Genomic DNA, 19,837 nt, shown 5'->3' with positions numbered 1-19,837 from the left:
CGGCGGGGGGTGGTTTATGAAGAGCATGAAGAAATCCGACAATCCCGCCGATCCGTTCAAGAAGGCCCTGTCCGAGGCGACACGGGCGCTGGCCCATGACCGCGATCTGAACGTGACCTACAGCGCCGATCCGGCGGGCGTGGCGGGCGACACGATGCGCCTGCCGCAGATCAGCCGCCGGATGGGCCGCGAGGAGGTGCTGCTGGCGCGGGGCACGGCGGATGCGCTGGCCATGCGGCTGCGCCATCACGACGCGGGGCTGCACAACCGCTACATCCCGGCGGGCCCGATGGCGCGCGAGCTGTACGAGGCGATGGAGACGGCGCGCTGCGAGGCACTTGGCGCCCGCGACATGCCCGGCGCCCTGTCCAACATCGACGTCAAGATCGGCGCCGAGGCCGACAAGAAGGGCTATGCCCAGATCAAGGCGCCCGCCGATGCGCCCCTGTCGGTCGCGGCGGGCTATATCCTGCGGCAGGCGGCGACGGGGCGCGCGCTGCCACCCGGCGCGCAGCACGTGGCCGACCTGTGGCGGCCCTTCGTGGAATCCCAGGCCTCGGGCGCGCTGGCCGACGTGAACCGCGCGCTGGCCGATCAGGCGGAATTCGCGCGGCTGTCGCGGCGCATCATCACCGACCTGGGCTATGGCGACCAGCTGGGCGAGGATCCCGACCAGCCGCAGGACGACGACGCCGAGGACAATGCCGAGCAGGACGAGGAGTCGGGCGACAGCCAGTCCCAGGACGAGGAGGATGGCGAGGACAGCGAGGCCAGCCCCGAGCGCAGCCAGGAGCAGACCCAGGACGAGCGCCAGGCCCAGGTCAGCATGGACGAGGGCTCCGAGGACGAGATGTCCGACGAGGCCGAGATGCCCGATCAGGACAGCCCTCCGGACATGCCGCCGCCGGTCAGCGAGGCCAGCCCCGACTACCGGATCTTTGCCCAGACCTGGGACGAGGAGATCCGCGCCGAGGATCTGGCCGACCCCGCCGAGCTGGAGCGCCTGCGCGCCTATCTGGACAAGCAGCTGGAGCCCTTGCGTGGCGCCGTCAGCCGTCTGGCCAACAAGCTGCAGCGCCGGCTGCAGGCCCAGCAGAACCGGTCCTGGGAGTTCGACAAGGAGGAGGGCGTTCTGGATGCCGGGCGCCTGGCCCGCGTGGTGGCGAACCCGACGACGCCCCTGTCCTTCAAGGTCGAGAAGGACACCGAGTTCCGCGACACGGTGGTGACCCTGTTGATCGACAATTCCGGGTCGATGCGCGGTCGGCCCATCAGCATCGCCGCGATCTGCGCCGACGTTCTGGCCCGCACGCTGGAGCGCTGCAACGTCAAGGTCGAGATCCTGGGCTTCACCACCCGCGCCTGGAAGGGCGGGCAGTCGCGCGAGGCCTGGCTGGCCGCGGGCCGCCCCGCCCAGCCCGGCCGCCTGAACGACCTGCGCCACATCATCTACAAGTCCGCCGACGCCCCTTGGCGCCGGGTGCGCCCCAATCTGGGGCTGATGATGAAGGAAGGGCTGCTGAAGGAGAACATCGACGGCGAGGCCTTGGAATGGGCGCACAAGCGCCTGACCCGGCGGGCCGAGGCACGCAAGATCCTGATGGTGATCTCGGACGGGGCGCCGGTGGACGATTCGACCCTGTCGGTGAACCCGGCGAACTTCCTGGAACGCCATCTGCGCGACGTGATCGCCATGGTCGAGAAGCGCCGCGCGGTCGAGCTGCTGGCCATCGGCATCGGCCATGACGTGACGCGCTATTACGAGCGCGCGGTGACCATCACGGATGCCGAGCAGCTGGCGGGTGCGATCACCGAGCAGCTGGCGGCCCTGTTCGACAGCGATCCGAGGAAGCGTGCGCGGGTGCTGGGCATGGCTTCGATCCGGCGCGGCTGAGGTTTGCGTCCCGCGACGGCCGGGGGCGCTTCGCCCCCCGGACCCCCCGAGGATGTTTTTTGCCAAGATGAAAGGGCCACGCTAGTCGCGCAAGAGCGCCGGGAGGGTCCGGCTCAAAAGCGCGACGCCGCCGGGATGCCAGCCGAGAGCCGTGAGGGCGGCGCAGTCGGGCAGGCGCAGGGGGTCCGGGTCGGCGCGCGGCGGGGGCGGGTGCGGGCAGCCGGTGAGGTCGCGGACCATGCCGAGGAGGTCGTGGCGGTCGAGAATCAGGTCGCTGCAGTTCAAGGTCGGCGGCGGGGCCGGATGGGCCAGCAGCAGGATCAGGGCCTGGGCCAGGTCGTCGACATGGACCTCGGTCGCGACGCGGGGGGCGACGGGGTGTCCGGCGCGGTAGTCTGCGAAGAGGGACCGCCATTTATGCGCGGGACCGGGGCCATAGACGCCCGTGGCGCGGATCGCGCATCCGGACAGGGGCAGGCGGGCCAGATGCGCCTCGGCCTCGGCCTTAACCCGGCCGTAGAGGCTGGTGGGGCGCGGGGGCAGGTCGTCGGGCAGGCGCATTCCGGCCGGATGGCCGTCATGGACCGCGCGCGACGACAGGAACAGCACGCGGCCCAAGCCCTGCTGCGCCGCCTGATCGAAGAGCGCGCGGGTGCCGTCCAGGTTGGCGGCGATGAAGGCCGCGGGGTCGTCGCCCTCGCCGCCGCGATAGCGGCCCGGTGCATGGGCGAGGGCGCAATGGATCAGGGCGTCCTGACCGGCAAGCGGTGCCGGGTGGCCCAAGTGCCAGCCCTGCGCGCGGCCCAGGGGCGTGACGCGGTGCCCGGCGGCGGTCAGGGCCCGGGCCACGGCCCCGCCGATGATGCCCGAGGCGCCGGTCAGGGCGACGCGCATCAGGCGCCGGGGCCGGGCAGGGTGGACAGGTCGGGCATCGGCCGGCCCGCCGCGATGTCGCGCCAGAGGCCGATCAGCGGGGCGAGTTGCTGCGCCTTGTCATGGTCCTGCCAAGGCTTCTCGTACTGGAAATGCAGGATCCGCACCTGATCCCAGCTGAACAGCTGCGGCATGTGCAGCCAGACATATTGCAGCAGGTTGTGGTGGATCGAGAGGCCCTGCCAGTCGGGATAGACCTCCTGCAGGAAGCTCTGGTCGGTGCGCCGCCAGAAGGCGCCGGGGCGGTCCAGCCGGTCCCGCATGCCTTCGAAGGTGGCGCGGTCGGGGCGGGCGGTGAAGACGCCCGAGTTCATGCGGTGGAACCCGTCCAGCCCGTCATAGACATTGGGCGCGGCGCAGAATTCGGGAAACTGGAACAGCTTGTCCACGCCGCGCAGCACGACGGCATCCGCGTCGATGAAGACGCAGGCGTCGTAATCCAGCTGCCACAGGCGCAGCTTGATGAAATTGTCGAGGGGCGTGTGGAAGTTGGGCTTGCCGCCCTTGGTGAAGGCCGCGCGGGCGTGCAGCGCGTCCCGCGCATGGGCCTGGTCGAAGGCGGCCGAGGTCGGCAGCAGGTCGGCGGCGATCAGGCGCGGGCCATGGGGGCGCAGGCGGGCCAGATCGGCCTTTGACAGCCCGCGATGCAGCACCACGAGATCGGCCTTCGTGCCGGTCAGCCGCAGCGAGCGCAGCAGCGCCTCGGCGCCGGGCAGATAGGCGGGGTTGCTGACCAGCGTGACATAGGCGTGGTCCGCCCGGCGGGGGCTTTCGGCGATCAGCCCGTCGGGCAGGGCGGCGGTGGCAGGGCGGGGCAGAGCCATGATCGGGGTCCTGGGGTGGGGCTGCGGCGTGATGCCGCGCTGGCCCCGTCATGCCAGACGGATGCCGGGTCGGGCAACCATGTAGGCGGGGATATGGGCCCTGTCCGCCGGATCCCGCCGCAGCGGAGGGCCGGGGTCCCCATGCGGCGTCCCGAGCGCGGCGGTGAGGGGGGGAACCCCGCACCCCGCGCGACGTTGCGCTGTGACTCATCAGAGAGGGAACCCCCCATGTCCTACAATCACGACGATCCGCAGAAAGCCGCCAGCAAGCACAAGCCTGCCATCATTGCCATCATCGTGGCGCTGGTCGTCGCAGGCTTGGCGTTCCTGGTCTTTACTCCCGGGGCGAACGAGCAGGGCGACGGCATCGCCACCACCGCGCCGCCGTCCGACGTCCCGGTGACCGATGCTGCCGGCCTGGGCGAAGATACCGCACCCCCGATGGTCTCGGATGCCGACACCCCCGCCGCCGGCACGACCGCCCCCGCGGGCACCGTCGATGCCCCGGCAGGCGCGGACGCTCCGGCCAACTGAGCGGCCACACGACCCATGAGATCCCGACACGGGGCCCGGAGCGATCCGGGCCCTTTCTGCGTCCTGACGCAACCGTGACCGCCCCGGCACGATGACATTGCCTCACGGGTTTGAGATAACCCCGCACAAAGGCGCGCAAAGCGCAGGAACGATCGGAAGGACGGGGCAGGGATGACATTTCTGACAAGACTGATGCTGGGGCTGGCGGTCCTGACCTTCGCGGTCGCATGTGCCCGCACCCCTCCGCGGGGCGGGGCCCCGGCCACCTATCAGGCGGCACCGGGCCCGGGGGCCACGCCGCAGCTGGGCGACCGCCGCCCCCATGCCTGGACGGGCGGGGCGCCCTACGGCCATGCGGTCCATGGCATCGACGTCTCGCGCTGGCAGGGCGACATCGACTGGAGCCGGGTGCGCGGGTCGGGAATCAGCTTTGCCTTCATCAAGGCAACGGAAGGGGGCGACCACGCCGACCCCAACTTCCGCCGCTACTGGTACGAGGCCGCGCAGGCGCGCATTCCGCGCGGCGCCTATCATTTCTACTATTTCTGCCGCTCGGGTGCGGAAAACGCCTATTGGTACATGCGCAACGTCCCGCGCGAGGCGGGATCGCTGCCCCCCGTCCTGGACCTGGAATGGACCAATTCGCGCAATTGCCCGCGTCGCCCTCCGGCGGCCGAGGTGCTGCGCGAGGCCGAGGTCTTCATGCAGCTGGTGGGCCGCCACTATGGCCAGCGCCCGATCATCTACACCACGGTCGACTTCTACCGCGAGAACCAGCTGGGCCGGATGAATGCCGAGTTCTGGCTGCGCTCGACCGCGAACCATCCAAGCGTGACCTATCCGGGGCAGCGCTGGACCTTCTGGCAGTACACCGGCACCGGGATCGTTCCCGGCATCCAGGGTGACACGGACATCAACGCCTTTGCGGGCTCGGCTACGGATTGGGCACGATGGTTGCAGGCACGACTGGTGCGGTAGCCCCGCATCGCTGGCTGAAGCTGGAATTCGCGGCGCTCTATATCGGGGCGCCGCTGGCCATCGCGCTGTTCCTGCCGCCCGACCAGCTATTCACGGCGCTGGCGATCTTCAGCCTGGCGGGCATGGGCCTCTTGTGGCTGACAGGGGGCTTCCGTTGGCGGGTGCTGGTGCGCGGCTGGCGGCGCATGCCCTGGCGCGAGGTGGCGGGGATCGCGCTGGCGGTGCTGGTGGCGGGCTGGGTGATCCTGTCCCTGACCAGCCCCGGCGCGCTGTTCGCCATGGTGCGCGACCGGCCCGAGTTCCTGCTGGTGATCTGGACCTTCTACCCGATCCTGTCGGCGCTGCCGCAGGAGCTGATCTTCCGCCCGCTGTTCTTCCACCGCTACGGCGCCATCCTGCCCCAGGGGCGCGCGGCCATCGCGCTGAACGCGGCGATCTTCGCCTTCGCGCATCTGATGTTCTGGTCCTGGATCGTGGCGATCATGACGTTCATCGGCGGCTGGATCTTTGCCCGCGCCTATCTGCGCCACGGGTTTCCTGCGGCCTGGGCGCTGCATGCCGTGGCGGGAAACATCCTGTTCGCGGTGGGCATGGGCGTCTATTTCTACAGCGGCAATGTGGTGCGGCCCTTCTAGTGAAAGGTTGACTTCCCGCCCGTCCCGCGCTTTGAGCGGGGGCTTCAATCAACGGGGAAACGCTCATGCACGCCTATCGCAGCCATACCTGCGGCGACCTGAAGGCCGCCGATGCCGGCACCACCGTCCGACTGTCGGGCTGGGTGCACCGGGTCCGCGACCACGGGGGCGTGCTGTTCGTCGACCTGCGCGACCATTACGGCATGACCCAGGTGCTGGCCGACAGCGACAGCCCGGCCTTTGCCGCCATGGACAAGCTGCGGGCCGAGACGGTGATCCGCATCGACGGCCGCGTGAAGCTGCGCGACGCCAGCCTCGTGAACGCCAAGCTGCCCACCGGCGAGATCGAGGTCTATGCGACCGAGATCGAGGTGCTGGGCCCCTCGGACGAGCTGCCGCTGCCGGTCTTCGGCGATCAGGACTACCCCGAGGAGACGCGGCTGGCCTATCGCTTCCTCGACCTGCGCCGCGACAGCCTGCACGCCAACATCATGCTGCGGTCCAAGGTGATCCGGTCGATCCGCAACCGCATGTGGGACCAGGACTTCACCGAGTTCCAGACCCCGATCATCACGGCCAGCTCGCCCGAGGGCGCGCGCGACTTCCTGGTGCCCTCGCGCCTGCATCCGGGCAAGTTCTATGCGCTGCCGCAGGCGCCGCAGCAGTTCAAGCAGCTGATCATGGTCGCGGGCTTCGACAAGTATTTCCAGATCGCGCCCTGCTTCCGCGACGAGGATCCCCGTGCCGACCGCAGCCCCACCGACTTCTACCAGCTGGACATGGAGATGTCCTTCGTCCGGCAGGAGGACGTCTTCGCCACCGTCCAGCCGGTCATCCAGGGGCTGTTCGAGGAATTCGGCAAGGGTCGCCGGGTCGATGCCGACTGGCCGCTGATCCCCTATGCCGAGTCGCTGCTGAAATACGGCACCGACAAGCCCGACCTGCGCAATCCGATCGAGATGCAGGTGGTCAGCGACCATTTCCGCGGCTCGGGCTTCGGCATCTTCGCCAAGCTGCTGGAGCAGGAGGGCACGCAGGTCCGCGCCATTCCCGCGCCATCGGGCGGCAGCCGCAAGTTCGCCGACCGCATGAACGCTTTTGCCCAGAGCCAGGGCCTGCCCGGCATGGGCTACATCATCTGGCGCCGCGCCGAGGATGGCTCGACCGAGGCCGCCGGCCCCATCGCCAAGGCCCTTGGGGCCGAGAAGACCGAGGCAATCCGCACGCAACTGGGTCTGGCCGAGGGCGACGCGGCCTTCTTCCTGGGCGGACGCCCCGACCAGTTCGAGGCCGTCGCGGGCCGCGCCCGGACCGAGATCGGCCGCGAACTGGGCCTGATCGACGAGAACCAGTTCAAGTTCGCCTGGATCGTCGACTTCCCGATGTACGAGAAGACCGATGACGGCAAGATCGACTTCAGCCACAACCCCTTCTCCATGCCGCAGGGCGGGATGGAGGCGCTAAATGGCGATCCGCTGGACGTGCTGGGCTATCAGTACGACCTGGCCTGCAACGGCTACGAGCTGATCAGCGGCGCGATCCGCAACCACACGCCCGAGATCATGTTCAAGGCCTTCGAACTGGCGGGCTATCCGGCCTCCGAGGTCGAGAAGCGCTTCGGCGGCATGGTCAAGGCGTTCCGCTATGGCGCGCCGCCGCACGGGGGTTGTGCCGCGGGCATCGACCGCATCGTGATGCTGCTGGCCGACGAGCAGAACATCCGCGAGGTGATCATGTTCCCGATGAACCAGCGCGCCGAGGACCTGATGATGGGCGCGCCCTCCGAGCCCACCAACGAGCAGATGCGCGACCTGCGCCTGCGGGCGCTGCCGAAAGAGTGACCTGACATCGGGGGGTGTCCGTGGCATGATGCTGCAGAGCAGCAATCACCCGGACCCTCCGCCAGATGCTACCCTATGACCACCTCGCCGCGTTCCGCCTTGGCTATGGCCTGTCGCCGCACCTGACCCCGCCCGCCGATCCGCAGGCGGTTGCGGCCTCCGTGCAGGCCTCCACCAGCCTCGCCCCGGGCGATGTCACGCAGGACCAGCTGCGCGACTGGCAGATCGAGGGTCAGGAGCTGGGCCGCAACCGACGCGAGGAGATGCCCGGCGCGGACGAGGCCTTCCGCGCGCATCGACAGCAGATGAACGGCATCTTTCGCGGCGCCATCGTGCAGCGCTTTGCCCGGGCCGTGGACGATCCCTCGGGCTTCGGCGAGCGGCTGGTCTGGTTCTGGGCGGACCATTTCACCGTCGCGGGGCGCAACCACTACACCAACCTGATGACCGAGGCGCTGATCTCGGACGCGATCCGTCCGCACCTGACCGGGCGCTTCGCGCAGATGATGTTCGCCGCCGAAACCCATCCCGCCATGCTGACCTATCTGGACCAGTCGCGCTCGATCGGGCCGAACTCGATCCAGGCGCGGCGCAATCCCGACAAGGCCGGCGGGCTGAACGAGAACCTCGCCCGCGAGATGATCGAACTGCACAGCCTGGGGGCAGGGGCGGATTACGACCAGCAGGATATCGAACAGCTGGCCGAACTGCTGACCGGCCTCGCCTACTATCCGCGCCAGCCCGGTGTGTTTCAGCGCCGGCGCGCCGAACCCGGGGCCGAGACGGTGCTGGGCACCAGCTATGGGGGGCGCAAGGGCAGCCTGGACGACATCCGCGCGGTGATCGACGATCTGGCCGTCCATCCGGCGACCGCCGCGCATCTGGCGCGCAAGATGGCCGTGCATTTCGTGGCCGACGATCCGCCGCAGGCGCTGGTCGACCGGCTGGCGGGCGTCTTCTCCGAGACGGGCGGCGATCTGGGGGCGATGAACTTGGCGCTGGCCGAGGCGCCGGAACTGGCCACCCATTTCCGCGTCAAGATGCGCCAGCCCTTCGAGTTTCTCGTGGCCGGGATGCGCAGCCTGGGGATGGACGGGGCGCAGATCCGCGACCTGCCGCCGCGCAAGGTGGGCCTGCACCTGATCCAGTCGATGGCGATCATGGGCCAGCCCTGGGCCAGCCCGCCGGGCCCCGACGGGTGGCCCGAGGCCGCGGAAAGCTGGGCCAGCCCGCAGGGTCTGGCGATGCGTATCAACTGGGCCCTGGCGGCGCCGGCGGCCCTGGTCGGGCGGCTGCCCGATGCGCGCCGCTTCCTGCACAGCTGCCTGGGCGATACCGCGTCCGAGACTCTGGCCTGGGCCGTGCCGCGCGCCGAAAGCCAGGCCGATGGCGTGGCGCTGATCCTGGCCTCTGCCGATTTCAACCGGAGGTGATGCGATGCTGACCCGGCGCCTGTTCCTGAAATCCACCGCGCTGATCGGCTGTTCCGCCGCCGCGCATCCCCTGATGTCCACCGCCGCCTTCGCCAGCGCGCCGGGCGACAACCGGCTGGTCGTCATCATCCTGCGCGGCGCGATGGACGGGCTGGACGTGTTCCAGCCCTATGGCGACCGCGATCTGGCCGCGCTGCGCAAGACCCTGTCGCTTGGTCCCGACCATGGCGCGACCGACCTGGACGGGTTCTTCGCGCTGCACCCGGCTCTGTCGCAACTGCTGCCCCTGTGGAACGCGGGCCAGTTGGGCTTCGCGCCCGCCGTCTCGACCCCCTATCGCGACAAGCGCAGCCATTTCGACGGCCAGGACATGCTGGAGGCCGGCACCGGCACCGATCTTCAGGCCGACATCCAGCAGGACGGCTGGCTGAACCGGCTGCTGCAGCAGATGCCCGGTCAGGACAGCGAGACCGCCTATTCGGTGGGCGTGGCGCAGATGCGCATCCTGCGCGGCGCGGCCGAGGCGAAAAGCTGGACCCCCAAGGCGAACATGGACCTCAGCCCGCAGGCCCAGCTGCTGCTGACCCGGATCTATCACGACGACCCGCTGTTCCGCGAGGCCAGCGCCCAGGCGATCGAGATCGTGTCGGGCCTGTCGCCCGAGCTTCCCGAGGCGAAGCGCGGCCAGGAGCATCTGGAACTGGCGCGCTTTGCCGCCGACCGGCTGAACGGGGCCACCCGCATCGCCAGCTTCTCGCTGCCGGGCTGGGACACGCATGCGGGCCAGGCGCGGGGGATCGAGCGGTCGCTGACCCGGCTCTCCGAGACGATCCTCAGCCTGAAGGCGGATCTGGGCGCGAACTGGGACCGCACCACGGTTCTGGCAATGACCGAGTTCGGACGCACCGTGCGCGAGAACGGATCGGCGGGCACCGATCACGGCACCGGCGGCGCCATGCTGATGGCGGGCGGCGCCGTCCGGGGCGGGCGCGCCTTGGGCGAGTGGCCGGGGCTGGCCGAAGGTGACCTCTATGCCGGGCGCGACCTGATGCCCCTGCGCGACATCCGTGCCTATGCGGCCTGGGCGATGCATGCCAAGTTCGGCATCTCCAAATCCGCGCTGGAGGGGGCGGTCTTCCCCGGCCTGGACATGGGTCCCGATCCCCGGATGCTGGCCTAGATCTCGGCCACGCGGGACAGGCGGTCCTGGACAAGGCTGCTGATCCGCGCCAGGTCGGTGGCCAGCGCATGGCCCGCCAGATGGTCGCGGGCCAGCGCCGTCGCCGCCGCCTCCAGCGCGGGATCGTGCGAGGATCGCGCGACACCCGCCAGGAAGCGCGCGATATAGTCGACAGCGGTCGTGTCCCGGGCGCCCGACAGCACCTCGGCCACATGGGTCAGGTCATCACGCAGGCCCGAGCGGTCGGGGCGGATCACGTCGTCGGGCAGGACCCGCAGCACCACCGCGGCGGTCTCGGGCGGCAGGACGGTCAGGATCGTCTGCTGGAACAGCGCCAGGCTTTCGACGGGCTTGGGCAGGAAGCCGTCCGCCCCCGCCGCCAGCGCCTCGCGCGCGCGGTCCGGGTCCCCCGACATCGCCAGGATGACCGGCACGCGCGGCTCGACCGCGTGCAGGTCCGCGATCAGCTGTCCCCCGTCGCCATCCGGCAGGCCCAGATCCACGATCACCACCGCCGGGCGATAGGTCCGCAGATGGCGCGTGGCCGAGCGCAGGCAATCGGCGCGGCGAATGCGCGCACCGGATTTCAGGCACAGCAGGCGCACCGCCTCGCTGGCAAAGCGCGAATCCTCGACCACCAGCACGGTCAGGCCGCTCAGCGGGCGGGGCGGCAGGGTCAACCGCCAGTGTGGCAAGGACTTTTCCGGTTCCGTCGCGGTCTGTGTCAACATCGGCCGATCCCCATTCTGGATGTCCTCTCCAGTTAATCGCCGACTCGCTAAGAAGCCGTTAACGGCCTGCGGTTTTCCTTTCGCGCCGGGGCCGATGGGCATAGAACGGGGCAAATGGAGGATGTGATGATCGGCCGCCTGAACCATGTCGCAATTGCCGTCCCCGACCTCGCGGCGGCCTCGGCGCAATACCGGACCACTTTGGGCGCCGATGTCGGCCCGCCGCAGGACGAGCCCGACCACGGCGTGACCGTCGTCTTCATCACCCTGCCCAACACCAAGATCGAGCTGCTCCATCCCCTGGGCGAGGACAGCCCGATCCGGGGGTTCCTGGACAAGAACCCCTCGGGCGGCATCCACCACATGTGCTTCGAGGTCGAGGACATCCTGGCCGCCCGCGACCGGATGCAGGCCGAGGGCGCGCGCGTCCTAGGCAGCGGCGACCCGAAGATCGGCGCCCATGGCAAGCCCGTGCTGTTCCTGCATCCCAAGGATTTCAACGGCTGCCTGATCGAACTGGAGCAGATCTGATGAACCTCACCGGCGGTATCGTGCTGTTCGCCTCCCTCTGGTTTCTGACGCTGTTCTGCGTCATGCCCATCGGCCAGCGCAGTCAGGCCGATGCGGGCGCCGTCGTGCACGGCACCCATGCCGGCGCCCCGGAGGGGCTGAACTGGCGGCGCAAGCTGATCTGGACCACGGCGATCACCAGCGTGATCTGGGCCGTGCTGGCCTGGATCATCCTGGGCGGCGTGATCACCCGCGCCGATATCTCGCAGCTGGATCAGCTGATCCGCTGATCATCTGGTAGAGATGGGTGAAGGCCGCCGCCGCCAGCAGCGGCACGGCGATGTTGACCAGCGGGATGACCAGACCGACCGCCACCAGCACCCCCGTCGCGGTGATCCGCCCGGCATGGGCGCGGCGCAGGTCCTTGGCGGGACCCTCGGCCAGATGGCGGCGGGCGGCCATCTGGAAGAACTCGCGCCCCAGCAGCCAGCCGTTCGCACCAAAGAACAGAAGCGGCGCCAGCGGTCCCAAGAAGGGCGTCAGGATCAGGCAGATCACCGCCACCGCCAGCACCGCCGCCACCACGGCCAGCGATTCCAGCACCCCGTCGAAGAAATCCAGCGAGGCGCCGCGCCGGTCGGGATAATGGATCGCCTCGACCTTCTCGGCCACGGTCTCGGCAAAGAGGCCCGCGAAGCCAGCGGCGACCGGCGCCATCAGGAAGATCCCCATCACCGGAAACAGCGCCAGGGACCCCCAGGACAGGACCTGCCCGAACTCGACTTGGCCCAGCCATGGCAGCGTCAGCCCCCCCGGCAGCCACAGCCGCACCGCCCAGAAGATCATCGCCTGCAGCGCCACGAACAGCCCCAGGGTCAGGGCGATGCCCAGCAGCACCAGCTTCAGCACCGAGGGGCGCAGCAGGTCGCCCCAGCCCTTCGCCAGGGCGCGGAGGGGCATCACGGCAGCCACCGGGTCTTGGCGGCGATGTCGGGGCGCGGGCGGTCGGGCGGCGTCAGGGTGCGGGTGCCGATATGGATCATCCCGGCCACCCGCTCATGTTCGGCGATCCCCAGGTGGGCTTGCGCGAAGTCGTGGTTCAGCGCCACGTAGCCGCTGAGCCAGGCCGCCCCCCAGCCCGAGGCCAGCGCGGCATTCACCAGCCCCAGGCAGACCGCCCCGACCGACAGCATCTGTTCCCATGTCGGCACCTTGGGACTGTTCACCGGGGAAAAGACGACGGCCACGATCACGGGGCTGGCCATGGCCGAGGCCGCCTTGTCCGCCGCCGCCTGATCCTGCCCGTCCGCCAGCACGGCGGCCTGCAGGGCGGGGGCCAGCGCGTCCAGCGCCTGCCGCCCCAGCACGATGAAGCGCCACGGCTCCAGCTTGCCGTGGTCGGGGACGCGGGCGGCCAGCGTCAGCAGCTCGGTCAGCTGCGTCTGGTCCGGCCCCGGGCCGGTCAGCAGCTTGGGCGGATGAGAGCGGCGGCTGGCCAGAAACTGCAGGGCGGCGTCGTTGCGATGGTCCATGCGGATCTCCTCGGGTTTGTCCGGGGTGTCTCAGATGCCCGCACCCATCGCAAGCGGGCTTGCGGGGCAGGGGCCGCGCGGGCCACCGGGGCGGCGCATGGGCGACCTGACCCATCCGGCGCCACCGGGCACCGTGCCGGGCCTGTACGCACCCAGCTGCTCCCGTTGGACTAGTCCGGCTTGTCGAGGCGATAGTTGCCCTCGGGCAGGTTCAGCGCCAGGCGCAGCTCGGTCAGCTGGTGCATGGACAGGGTCACGCGCACCACCTCGTCGCCATCCGCGCTCATCTGCTCCAGAACCACCCGGTCGTCGAAGCCCAGGATGACGACATCCTCGTTCAGGGGGCGGGCGCCGGGGGCGGCCTCGTCGATCAGGGTGATCACGGTCGCGTCGAAATCATGCTCGATGGTGAACATCCGAATCTCCTTGATAAGGGTCCGACAATCGCGTGAATGGGCGGCTGCGGCAAGCGGTCGGGGTTTACGTCCCCCCCCACGGGGTAGACTGCCCGGGAACGAAGGTCGCGCCGGATCTGCCGGCGCCGGAACAAGGCGGAATTCATGGGCAAGGTGAGGACGCGCGGCTGGCTGGCGGGACTGGTCGCGGCCGCAATGACGGTGTCGGCCTGCGCGCCGATGCCCGCGCCCCAGACCGGACCCGCCAGCGACCCCTATGGCGCCCGCAGCGCCCCGGCCCCGGCGCTGCCCGCCCCCTCGGCCCCCCATGCGGCGACTCCGGACGGCGCGGCGCGCAGCTTCGTGCAGGTCATGCGCCGGATGGAGCCCGCCATCCGCCAGGATTGCCTGAACCGCCGCACCCGCCCGATCAGCTGTGATTTCGTCTTCGTCGTCGACGACCGCCCGGGGCTGGAGCCGAACGCCTTCCAGACCGTCGACCGCAACGGCCGTCCGGTCGTGGGCTTCACCCTGTCGCTGATCGCGCAGACCCGGAACCCCGACGAGATCGCCTTCGTCGTCGGCCACGAATCGGCGCATCACATCCTCAACCACCTGGACCGGAAGTCTGGGGCGGCCACGGCGGCGGCGGTGGTGCTGGGCAGCATCGCCTCGGCCTATGGCGGCGACCCCTCGGCGATCGAGCGCGCGCAGGAGATCGGCGCCTCGGTCGGCGCCCGCTACTATTCCAAGGAATGGGAGCTGGAGGCCGACTATCTGGGTGCGATCATCACGCTGAACGCGGGCTTCGATCCGATCAGCGGCTCGGGCCTGTTCCAGCGCATCCCCGATCCCGGCAACCACGTGCTGGGCACCCACCCGGCCCGGGCGCAGCGGCTGGCGCAGGTCCGCCGCGCCGTGGCCGACGTGCAGGCCGGCCGGGTGCGCTGAGCCATGGCCGAGCATTGGGGCGTCGGAGGGCTGCGCTGGCGTCTGCGCGAGATCCTGCAGACGCTGTGGGTCCGCGTCGCGGCCTTCGCGGCCCTCGGCCTCGTGACCGCTGCCACGGGTTCGCTGATGGGCCCCTTCATCCCCGACGGGCTGGCCCTGCAGATCGGGGCCGAGGCGATCGAGGCGATTCTCGAGATCATTGCATCGTCGATGCTGACGGTCACGACCTTCTCGCTGTCGATCCTGACGGCGGCCTATGCGACGGCCAGTTCCGGCTCCACGCCGCGGGCGGTGCAGCTTCTGGTGCGCGACGGCGTCAGCCAGACGGTCTTGGCGACCTTCATGGGCGCCTTCGTCTTCAGCCTGGTCGGGCTGATCATGCTCAAGACCGAGCTCTACGGGGGCGGCGGGCGGGTCGTGCTGTTCGTCGTGACGCTGCTGGTGATCGCGGTCATCATCCTGTCGCTGCTGCGCTGGATCAACCGGCTTGGAGAGCTGGGCCTGATCGGCGACAACCTGGCCCGGGTCGAGCAGGTGACGCTGGATGCGCTGCAGACGCGGCTGGAATCCCCCTGGATGGGCGCGAACCCCCTGCGCGGCCCGCCGCCCGCGGACAGCGTGGCGATCATGGCGCCCGAGGTCGGCCATGTGCAGAACCTGGACATGCAGTCCCTGTCCGACCTGGCCGACAAGGCCGGAGTGATCCTCTACCTGACCGCCGCCCCCGGCGACATGGTGCATCCGGCCCAGGCATTGTGCCATGTGCAGGGCATGCCCACCGACCCCAAGGCGGCGCATGCGCTGCGCCGCGACCTGATCGCCTGCATCAACCTGCGCCCCGCCCGCAGCTTCGCCCAGGATCCGCGCTTCGGCTTCGTGGTCCTGACCGAGATCGGCCAGCGCGCCCTGTCGCCCGCCGTCAACGATCCCGGCACGGCCATCGCCGTCATCACCCGCATGCTGCGCATCCTGTCGGTCTGGACGCACGAGGTCGCCCCCGAGGTCCGCTTCCCCCGCCTGCATGTCCGTAGCATCACCGCCGAGGATCTTCTGCGCGACAGCCTGATGCCCTTGGCGCGCGACGGCGCGGCGATGGTCGAGGTGCATCGCGCGGTTCAGAACATGCTTCTGGCACTGACCCGCATGGCGCCGTCGGTCTTCGAATCAGCCGCGTCTGAACTGTCCCGGTCGGTTCAATTTTACGCCGGGCAAGTCATTGTTTTACCTCGGGAAATCGAAGAACTGGATCGCATGTCGAATCAGGTTCTGGCGGCGTCGGAAAAGGTTGTGCCGTCCAAGCCACGCGACAACCGCCAGATGAATAAAAGTTCCCTGTCCTGATGGAAAAAGCTGGCGTGTCGGCGGGATTCTGCTCTAGTCAGGGAATGCTTGTGCAAGATGAAATCGAAGCCGCACTATTGGGCGCCTCGGCGCCGCGACGATTGGGGGAACGGCCATGATTGGTGTTGTCGTCTGGAGCAACGCCTCGCGCGAGAAGGCGATCATCTGGTGTGAAGACCAGTCGACCTTGGCCTACCTGCAGGGCCGCGCCAATTTCATCGATGCCCAGAAGTGGCCGGACGGCCTGAAATGGCCGCAGGCCGGGGATCTGGTCGAGCTGGAAACACGGACCGCAGGCAACCTGCGTCACGCCTTCAACGTGTCCATGCTGTCCGAACAGATGGCGCCGCATCTGCCGCAGATCCTGTCCCAGTATCACCCCGAGCCGCGCGGCCCCCAGCTTCGGGTCGTGTCCCAGCAGGAGTGGCCCCAAGGCCCCGCATCCGCGCCCCACCGCGGCGACGACGGCTATGCGCCCACGCGCAGCAACGCCGCGGGCTGATCTCTCGGACCTCGGGCGGACGGCGGCGATCAAGCGCCGCCGAGACCTCACGACAGCCTAGATGCCCCGCGACAGCGCCGCCACGCCGGTGCGCGCGATGTCGGTCAGGCCCAGGGGGCGCATCAGGTCGGCAAAGGCGTCCAGCTTGGTCGACGGGCCGACCAGTTCGAAGACGAAGCTTTCCAGCGTCGAATCGACCACATTGGCGCGGAAAATCTCGGCGATCCGCAGCGCCTCGACGCGCTTCTCGCCCTGCCCGCGCACCTTGAACAGCCCCAGTTCGCGCTCGACCGAAGGGCCCTCGACGGTCAGGTCATGGACCTCGTGCACGACGACGATCCGGCCCAGCTGCGCCTTGATCTGCTCGATCACCGACGGGGTGCCCCGGGTCACGACCGTGATCCGAGAGCGATGCCCGGTATGATCCACCTCGGCCACGGTCAGGCTGTCAATATTGTAGCCGCGCCCCGAAAACAGCCCGATCACCCGCGCCAGCACGCCCGGCTCGTTCTCGACCAGCACCGCCAGGGTATGGCTTTCCTCAAGCTGCAGGTTGGGGTCGCGCAGGTCATAGGCCGAATGGCGCGACATGCCCTTCTGGATGTTCAGTGCATTCATGGCTCTGCCTTTTCATCTTGGCATCAATATCCCGGGGGTCGGGGGGCTGGCCCCCCGTCCGGCAGTTCAGACCAGCACGGCGCCTTCGGATTCGATGACGCCCAGGGTCTCGGCCTCGCCCATCAGCATCTCGTTATGCGCCTTGCCCGAGGGGATCATCGGGAAACAGTTCTCGTGCTTCTCGACCAGCACGTCCAGGATGTAAGGACCATCGTAATCCAGCATCGCCTGGATGGCCGCGTCCAGATCCTTGGGATCGCGCACCTGCGCCCCCTTGCAGCCGAAGGCCTCGGCCAGCTTGACGAAATCGGGCAGGCTGTCGGACCAGGACTGGCTGTAGCGCTCGCCATGCAGCAACTGCTGCCACTGGCGCACCATGCCGAGGCGCTCGTTGTTCAGGATGAACTGCTTGACCGGCAGGCGGAACTGCACGGCCGTGCCCATCTCCTGCATGTTCATCAGCCAGCTGGCATCGCCTGCCACGTTGATGACCAGCGCCTCGGGATGCGCCATCTGCACGCCGATCGACGCCGGCAGGCCGTAGCCCATCGTGCCGAGCCCGCCCGAGGTCATCCAGCGGTTCGGCCCCTCGAAGCCCAGGTACTGCGCCGCCCACATCTGGTGCTGGCCCACCTCGGTGGTGATGTAGCGGTCATGGCCCTTGGTCAGCGCCTCCAGCCGCTGCAGCGCGTGCTGCGGCTTGATGATCGTGTCGCTGTTGCGGAAGCCCAGGCAGTTCTTGGCCCGCCAGCCCTCGATCTCGGCCCACCAGGCCTTCAGCCCCGCGCCGTTGGTGCGGCGGCCGCGCGACTTCCAGACCTTCAGCATGTCCTCCAGCACATGGCCGACATCGCCCACGATCGGCACGTCCACCCGCACGACCTTGTTGATCGAGGACGGGTCGATGTCGATATGCGCCTTGACCGAGCCCGGGCTGAAATCCGCGATCCGCCCGGTGATGCGGTCGTCGAAGCGCGCGCCGATGTTGATCATCAGGTCGCAGCCATGCATGGCCAGGTTGGCCTCGTAGGTGCCGTGCATGCCCAGCATGCCCAGCCACTTGTCGCCCGAGGCCGGATAGCAGCCCAGCCCCATCAGCGTCGAGGTCACCGGGAACCCCGTGGCCTCGGCCAGTTCGCGCAGCAGCTGGCTGGCGCCGGGCCCCGAATTGATGACCCCGCCGCCGGTATACAGGATCGGTCGCTCGGCCTGTTCCATCAGCTCGACCAGCCGGGTGATGGCCGCCAGATCGCCCTTGCGGGCGGGCTGGTAGCGGCCGGTATCGACCTGCTTCGGCCCCACATAGGTGCCGGTCGCGAACTGCACGTCCTTGGGAATGTCGATCAGCACCGGCCCGGGCCGGCCCGAGGTCGCCACATGGAATCCCTTGTGGATGGTCGCGGCCAACTGCTCGGTATCCTTGACCAGCCAGTTGTGCTTGGTGCAGGGGCGGGTGATGCCGACGGTATCGGCCTCCTGGAAGCCGTCGGTGCCGATCATGAAGGTCGGCACCTGGCCCGACAGCACGACCAGCGGGATCGAATCCAGCAGCGCATCGGTCAGCCCGGTCACCGCATTCGTGGCCCCCGGACCCGAGGTCACCAGCACGACGCCCGGCTTGCCGGTCGAGCGGGCATAGCCCTCGGCCATGTGCAGCGCACCCTGCTCGTGGCGGACCAGCACGTGGGTGATGTCGTTCTGCTGGAAGATCTCGTCATAGATGGGTAGCACCGCCCCGCCCGGATAGCCGAATACGGTGTCGACGCCCTGATCGCGCAGCGCCTCGACCACCATTCTCGCACCCGTCATTGTTCGGGACATTGCCTTGCTCCATCCATCAAAAATACCCGTCGGACGGGACGATCCCTGACCCGACGTCGGCGCAAACTAGGGTCGCCAACTGGCAGGGTCAATGGGGATCGGCGGATAAAGTGACGCAGGAGGCGGGCAATTTGAAATTTTATTTCGCGGTTTAGGTCGCCGCGATGGCCCGTCGTTACCGGTCCGACTGCGGTAGCGCGATCCGGGCCACCTGCTCGACGATCGGATCGACGGACAGGGGGTGGGCCTCGTTGGAATGGGCCTCGGGGCTGCCGATATCCTGCCAGACCCCGCCCTTGTAGATCTCCAGCGCGCCGAAGCGGGCCTTGTAGTCCATCTTGCGGCTGCCCGGCACCCAATAGCCCAGATAGACGTAGGGCAGGTTCGCCGCCCGCGCGATCTCGATATGGTCCAGGATGATGTAGGTGCCGATGCTGGCCGGGCGCAGCAGCGGGTCGTAGAAGCTGTAGACCAGGCTCAGCCCGTCATCCAGCACGTCGGTCAGGCAGACCCCCGCCAGATGGTCGTCGCCCTTGGCCAGGTCGGGCATGGCGTCGTCGCTGCAGCGGTATTCGATGACACGCGTCTTGACCGGGGTCTCCTCGATCATCGCGGCGAATTCGAAGATGTCCATGTCGGCCATGCCGCCATCCGCATGACGGCTGTCCAGATAGCGGCGGAACAGCTCGAACTGCTCCTCGGTCGCCCAGGCACTGGTGGCCAGCCGCCGCAGGGGCGCGTTGCGCGCGCGGATGCGGCGCTGCGTGCGCGAGGGCTGGAAATCCGCGACCCGGATGCGCGCCGACATGCAGGCCACGCAGCTTTCGCAGCTGGGCCGATAGAGGACGTTCTGCGACCGGCGAAACCCCTGCCGCGACAGGGCGTTGTTCAGATCGCCCGCATTGTCGCCCTGCAGCGCGGTGAACAGCTTGCGTTCCGCGCGACCGTGCAGATAGGGGCAGGGCTGGGGCGCCGTGACGTAGAACTGCGGCGCATGGGGCAACGTATGGCGCATCAGGCGCGCCCCTTGCGGCTTCTGGTCAGGTTACGGCGGGTCATGCGGGGGTTGCGAGGTCCGTTTCGCAGGGCGTGTGTCGGCCAGAGCCTAGCAACCTTTGCCGGACAGGCCAAGCGCCGAAAGCGTACGCGCACCCACCCACCCGGCTTGGCGTTGACGGCGGGGC

The 19,837-nt window shown here is 68.9% G+C and carries 21 protein-coding genes; 12 read left to right on the top strand and 9 right to left on the bottom strand.

Features of this window, described 5'->3' with window-relative positions:
• Positions 1 to 25 precede the first annotated feature (25 nt).
• Positions 26 to 1,894, top strand: coding sequence for a cobaltochelatase subunit CobT (gene cobT / locus E4191_RS12360; RefSeq protein WP_135314458.1), 1,869 nt, complete (start codon positions 26 to 28; stop codon positions 1,892 to 1,894).
• A gap of 81 nt (positions 1,895 to 1,975) precedes the next feature.
• Here the strand turns inward: cobT and E4191_RS12355 are convergent, their stop codons facing one another.
• Both E4191_RS12355 and E4191_RS12350 read right to left on the bottom strand, forming a co-directional pair.
• Positions 1,976 to 2,788, bottom strand: a complete 813-nt coding sequence (locus E4191_RS12355) for an NAD-dependent epimerase/dehydratase family protein (protein ID WP_135313677.1) — start codon at positions 2,786 to 2,788, stop codon at positions 1,976 to 1,978.
• A complete protein-coding gene (locus E4191_RS12350; RefSeq protein WP_135313676.1) occupies positions 2,788 to 3,651 on the bottom strand; it encodes a glycosyl transferase in 864 nt (287 codons plus the stop codon). Before E4191_RS12350 ends, E4191_RS12355 begins: the two co-directional genes overlap by 1 nt.
• Positions 3,652 to 3,879: 228 nt before the next feature.
• Between E4191_RS12350 and E4191_RS12345 the strand changes: the two genes are divergently transcribed.
• The 6 genes from E4191_RS12345 to E4191_RS12320 all read left to right on the top strand — a co-directional run bounded on the left by E4191_RS12345 (position 3,880) and on the right by E4191_RS12320 (position 10,252).
• Positions 3,880 to 4,185, top strand: a complete 306-nt coding sequence (locus E4191_RS12345; protein ID WP_135313675.1) for a hypothetical protein — start codon at positions 3,880 to 3,882, stop codon at positions 4,183 to 4,185.
• Positions 4,186 to 4,356: 171 nt separating this feature from the next.
• Positions 4,357 to 5,163 (top strand): glycoside hydrolase family 25 protein, encoded by an 807-nt coding sequence (locus E4191_RS12340; protein WP_135313674.1) that lies wholly within the window; start codon positions 4,357 to 4,359, stop codon positions 5,161 to 5,163.
• Positions 5,136 to 5,798: a CPBP family intramembrane glutamic endopeptidase gene (locus E4191_RS12335; RefSeq protein ID WP_135313673.1), complete on the top strand. Its 663-nt coding sequence runs from the start codon at positions 5,136 to 5,138 to the stop codon at positions 5,796 to 5,798. Before E4191_RS12340 ends, E4191_RS12335 begins: the two co-directional genes overlap by 28 nt.
• A gap of 65 nt (positions 5,799 to 5,863) precedes the next feature.
• Positions 5,864 to 7,639: an aspartate--tRNA ligase gene (gene aspS / locus E4191_RS12330; protein WP_135313672.1), complete on the top strand. Its 1,776-nt coding sequence runs from the start codon at positions 5,864 to 5,866 to the stop codon at positions 7,637 to 7,639.
• A 65-nt stretch (positions 7,640 to 7,704) separates the two neighbouring features.
• The gene (locus E4191_RS12325) at positions 7,705 to 9,072 is read left to right on the top strand and encodes a DUF1800 domain-containing protein (protein WP_135313671.1); all 1,368 of its coding nucleotides are present in this window, start codon (positions 7,705 to 7,707) and stop codon (positions 9,070 to 9,072) included.
• Between the two features lie 4 nt (positions 9,073 to 9,076).
• Positions 9,077 to 10,252, top strand: a complete 1,176-nt coding sequence (locus E4191_RS12320) for a DUF1501 domain-containing protein (RefSeq protein ID WP_135313670.1) — start codon at positions 9,077 to 9,079, stop codon at positions 10,250 to 10,252.
• Here E4191_RS12320 and E4191_RS12315 read toward each other — a convergent pair.
• Positions 10,249 to 10,983 carry a response regulator gene (locus tag E4191_RS12315; RefSeq protein ID WP_135313669.1) on the bottom strand — a complete coding sequence of 245 codons (735 nt, stop codon included), beginning with the start codon at positions 10,981 to 10,983 and terminating at the stop codon, positions 10,249 to 10,251. The two genes, E4191_RS12320 and E4191_RS12315, sit on opposite strands and share 4 nt — an antisense overlap.
• Before the next feature lie 126 nt (positions 10,984 to 11,109).
• Between E4191_RS12315 and mce the strand changes: the two genes are divergently transcribed.
• On the top strand, positions 11,110 to 11,514 hold the full coding sequence (gene mce / locus E4191_RS12310) for a methylmalonyl-CoA epimerase (RefSeq protein ID WP_135313668.1): 405 nt from the start codon (positions 11,110 to 11,112) through the stop codon (positions 11,512 to 11,514).
• Positions 11,514 to 11,783: a DUF1467 family protein gene (locus E4191_RS12305; RefSeq protein ID WP_135313667.1), complete on the top strand. Its 270-nt coding sequence runs from the start codon at positions 11,514 to 11,516 to the stop codon at positions 11,781 to 11,783. Before mce ends, E4191_RS12305 begins: the two co-directional genes overlap by 1 nt.
• Here the strand turns inward: E4191_RS12305 and E4191_RS12300 are convergent.
• From E4191_RS12300 to E4191_RS12290, 3 genes are all read right to left on the bottom strand, one after another.
• Complete coding sequence (locus tag E4191_RS12300; RefSeq protein WP_135313666.1) at positions 11,740 to 12,453, bottom strand: EI24 domain-containing protein; 714 nt, start codon at positions 12,451 to 12,453, stop codon at positions 11,740 to 11,742. The two genes, E4191_RS12305 and E4191_RS12300, sit on opposite strands and share 44 nt — an antisense overlap.
• Positions 12,453 to 13,025: a nitroreductase family protein gene (locus tag E4191_RS12295; RefSeq protein WP_135313665.1), complete on the bottom strand. Its 573-nt coding sequence runs from the start codon at positions 13,023 to 13,025 to the stop codon at positions 12,453 to 12,455. The genes E4191_RS12300 and E4191_RS12295 overlap by 1 nt, the downstream gene beginning before the upstream one ends.
• Positions 13,026 to 13,195: 170 nt before the next feature.
• Positions 13,196 to 13,441 carry a hypothetical protein gene (locus E4191_RS12290; protein WP_135313664.1) on the bottom strand — a complete coding sequence of 82 codons (246 nt, stop codon included), beginning with the start codon at positions 13,439 to 13,441 and terminating at the stop codon, positions 13,196 to 13,198.
• Between the two features lie 144 nt (positions 13,442 to 13,585).
• On the opposite strand from E4191_RS12290, the gene E4191_RS12285 reads away from it, so the two are divergent.
• From E4191_RS12285 to E4191_RS12275, 3 genes are all read left to right on the top strand, one after another.
• The gene (locus tag E4191_RS12285) at positions 13,586 to 14,371 is read left to right on the top strand and encodes a M48 family metalloprotease (protein ID WP_228461287.1); all 786 of its coding nucleotides are present in this window, start codon (positions 13,586 to 13,588) and stop codon (positions 14,369 to 14,371) included.
• 3 nt (positions 14,372 to 14,374) lie between these two features.
• On the top strand, positions 14,375 to 15,712 hold the full coding sequence (locus tag E4191_RS12280) for a DUF2254 domain-containing protein (protein ID WP_135313663.1): 1,338 nt from the start codon (positions 14,375 to 14,377) through the stop codon (positions 15,710 to 15,712).
• A gap of 115 nt (positions 15,713 to 15,827) precedes the next feature.
• Entirely contained in the window at positions 15,828 to 16,214 is a 387-nt protein-coding gene (locus E4191_RS12275) for a hypothetical protein (protein ID WP_135313662.1), read from the top strand.
• A 57-nt stretch (positions 16,215 to 16,271) separates the two neighbouring features.
• Here the strand turns inward: E4191_RS12275 and ilvN are convergent, their stop codons facing one another.
• The 3 genes from ilvN to E4191_RS12260 all read right to left on the bottom strand — a co-directional run bounded on the left by ilvN (position 16,272) and on the right by E4191_RS12260 (position 19,668).
• Entirely contained in the window at positions 16,272 to 16,832 is a 561-nt protein-coding gene (ilvN, locus tag E4191_RS12270) for an acetolactate synthase small subunit (protein ID WP_135313661.1), read from the bottom strand.
• Positions 16,833 to 16,898: 66 nt separating this feature from the next.
• On the bottom strand, positions 16,899 to 18,653 hold the full coding sequence (locus E4191_RS12265) for an acetolactate synthase 3 large subunit (protein WP_135313660.1): 1,755 nt from the start codon (positions 18,651 to 18,653) through the stop codon (positions 16,899 to 16,901).
• A gap of 175 nt (positions 18,654 to 18,828) precedes the next feature.
• A complete protein-coding gene (locus E4191_RS12260) occupies positions 18,829 to 19,668 on the bottom strand; it encodes an arginyltransferase (protein ID WP_135313659.1) in 840 nt (279 codons plus the stop codon).
• Positions 19,669 to 19,837 lie beyond the last annotated feature (169 nt).

Source organism: Paracoccus liaowanqingii, from assembly GCF_004683865.2.
GTDB lineage: Bacteria > Pseudomonadota > Alphaproteobacteria > Rhodobacterales > Rhodobacteraceae > Paracoccus > Paracoccus liaowanqingii.
The sequence above is the reverse complement of the archived record's forward strand: the minus strand, read 5'-3'. Positions and strand labels throughout refer to the sequence as shown.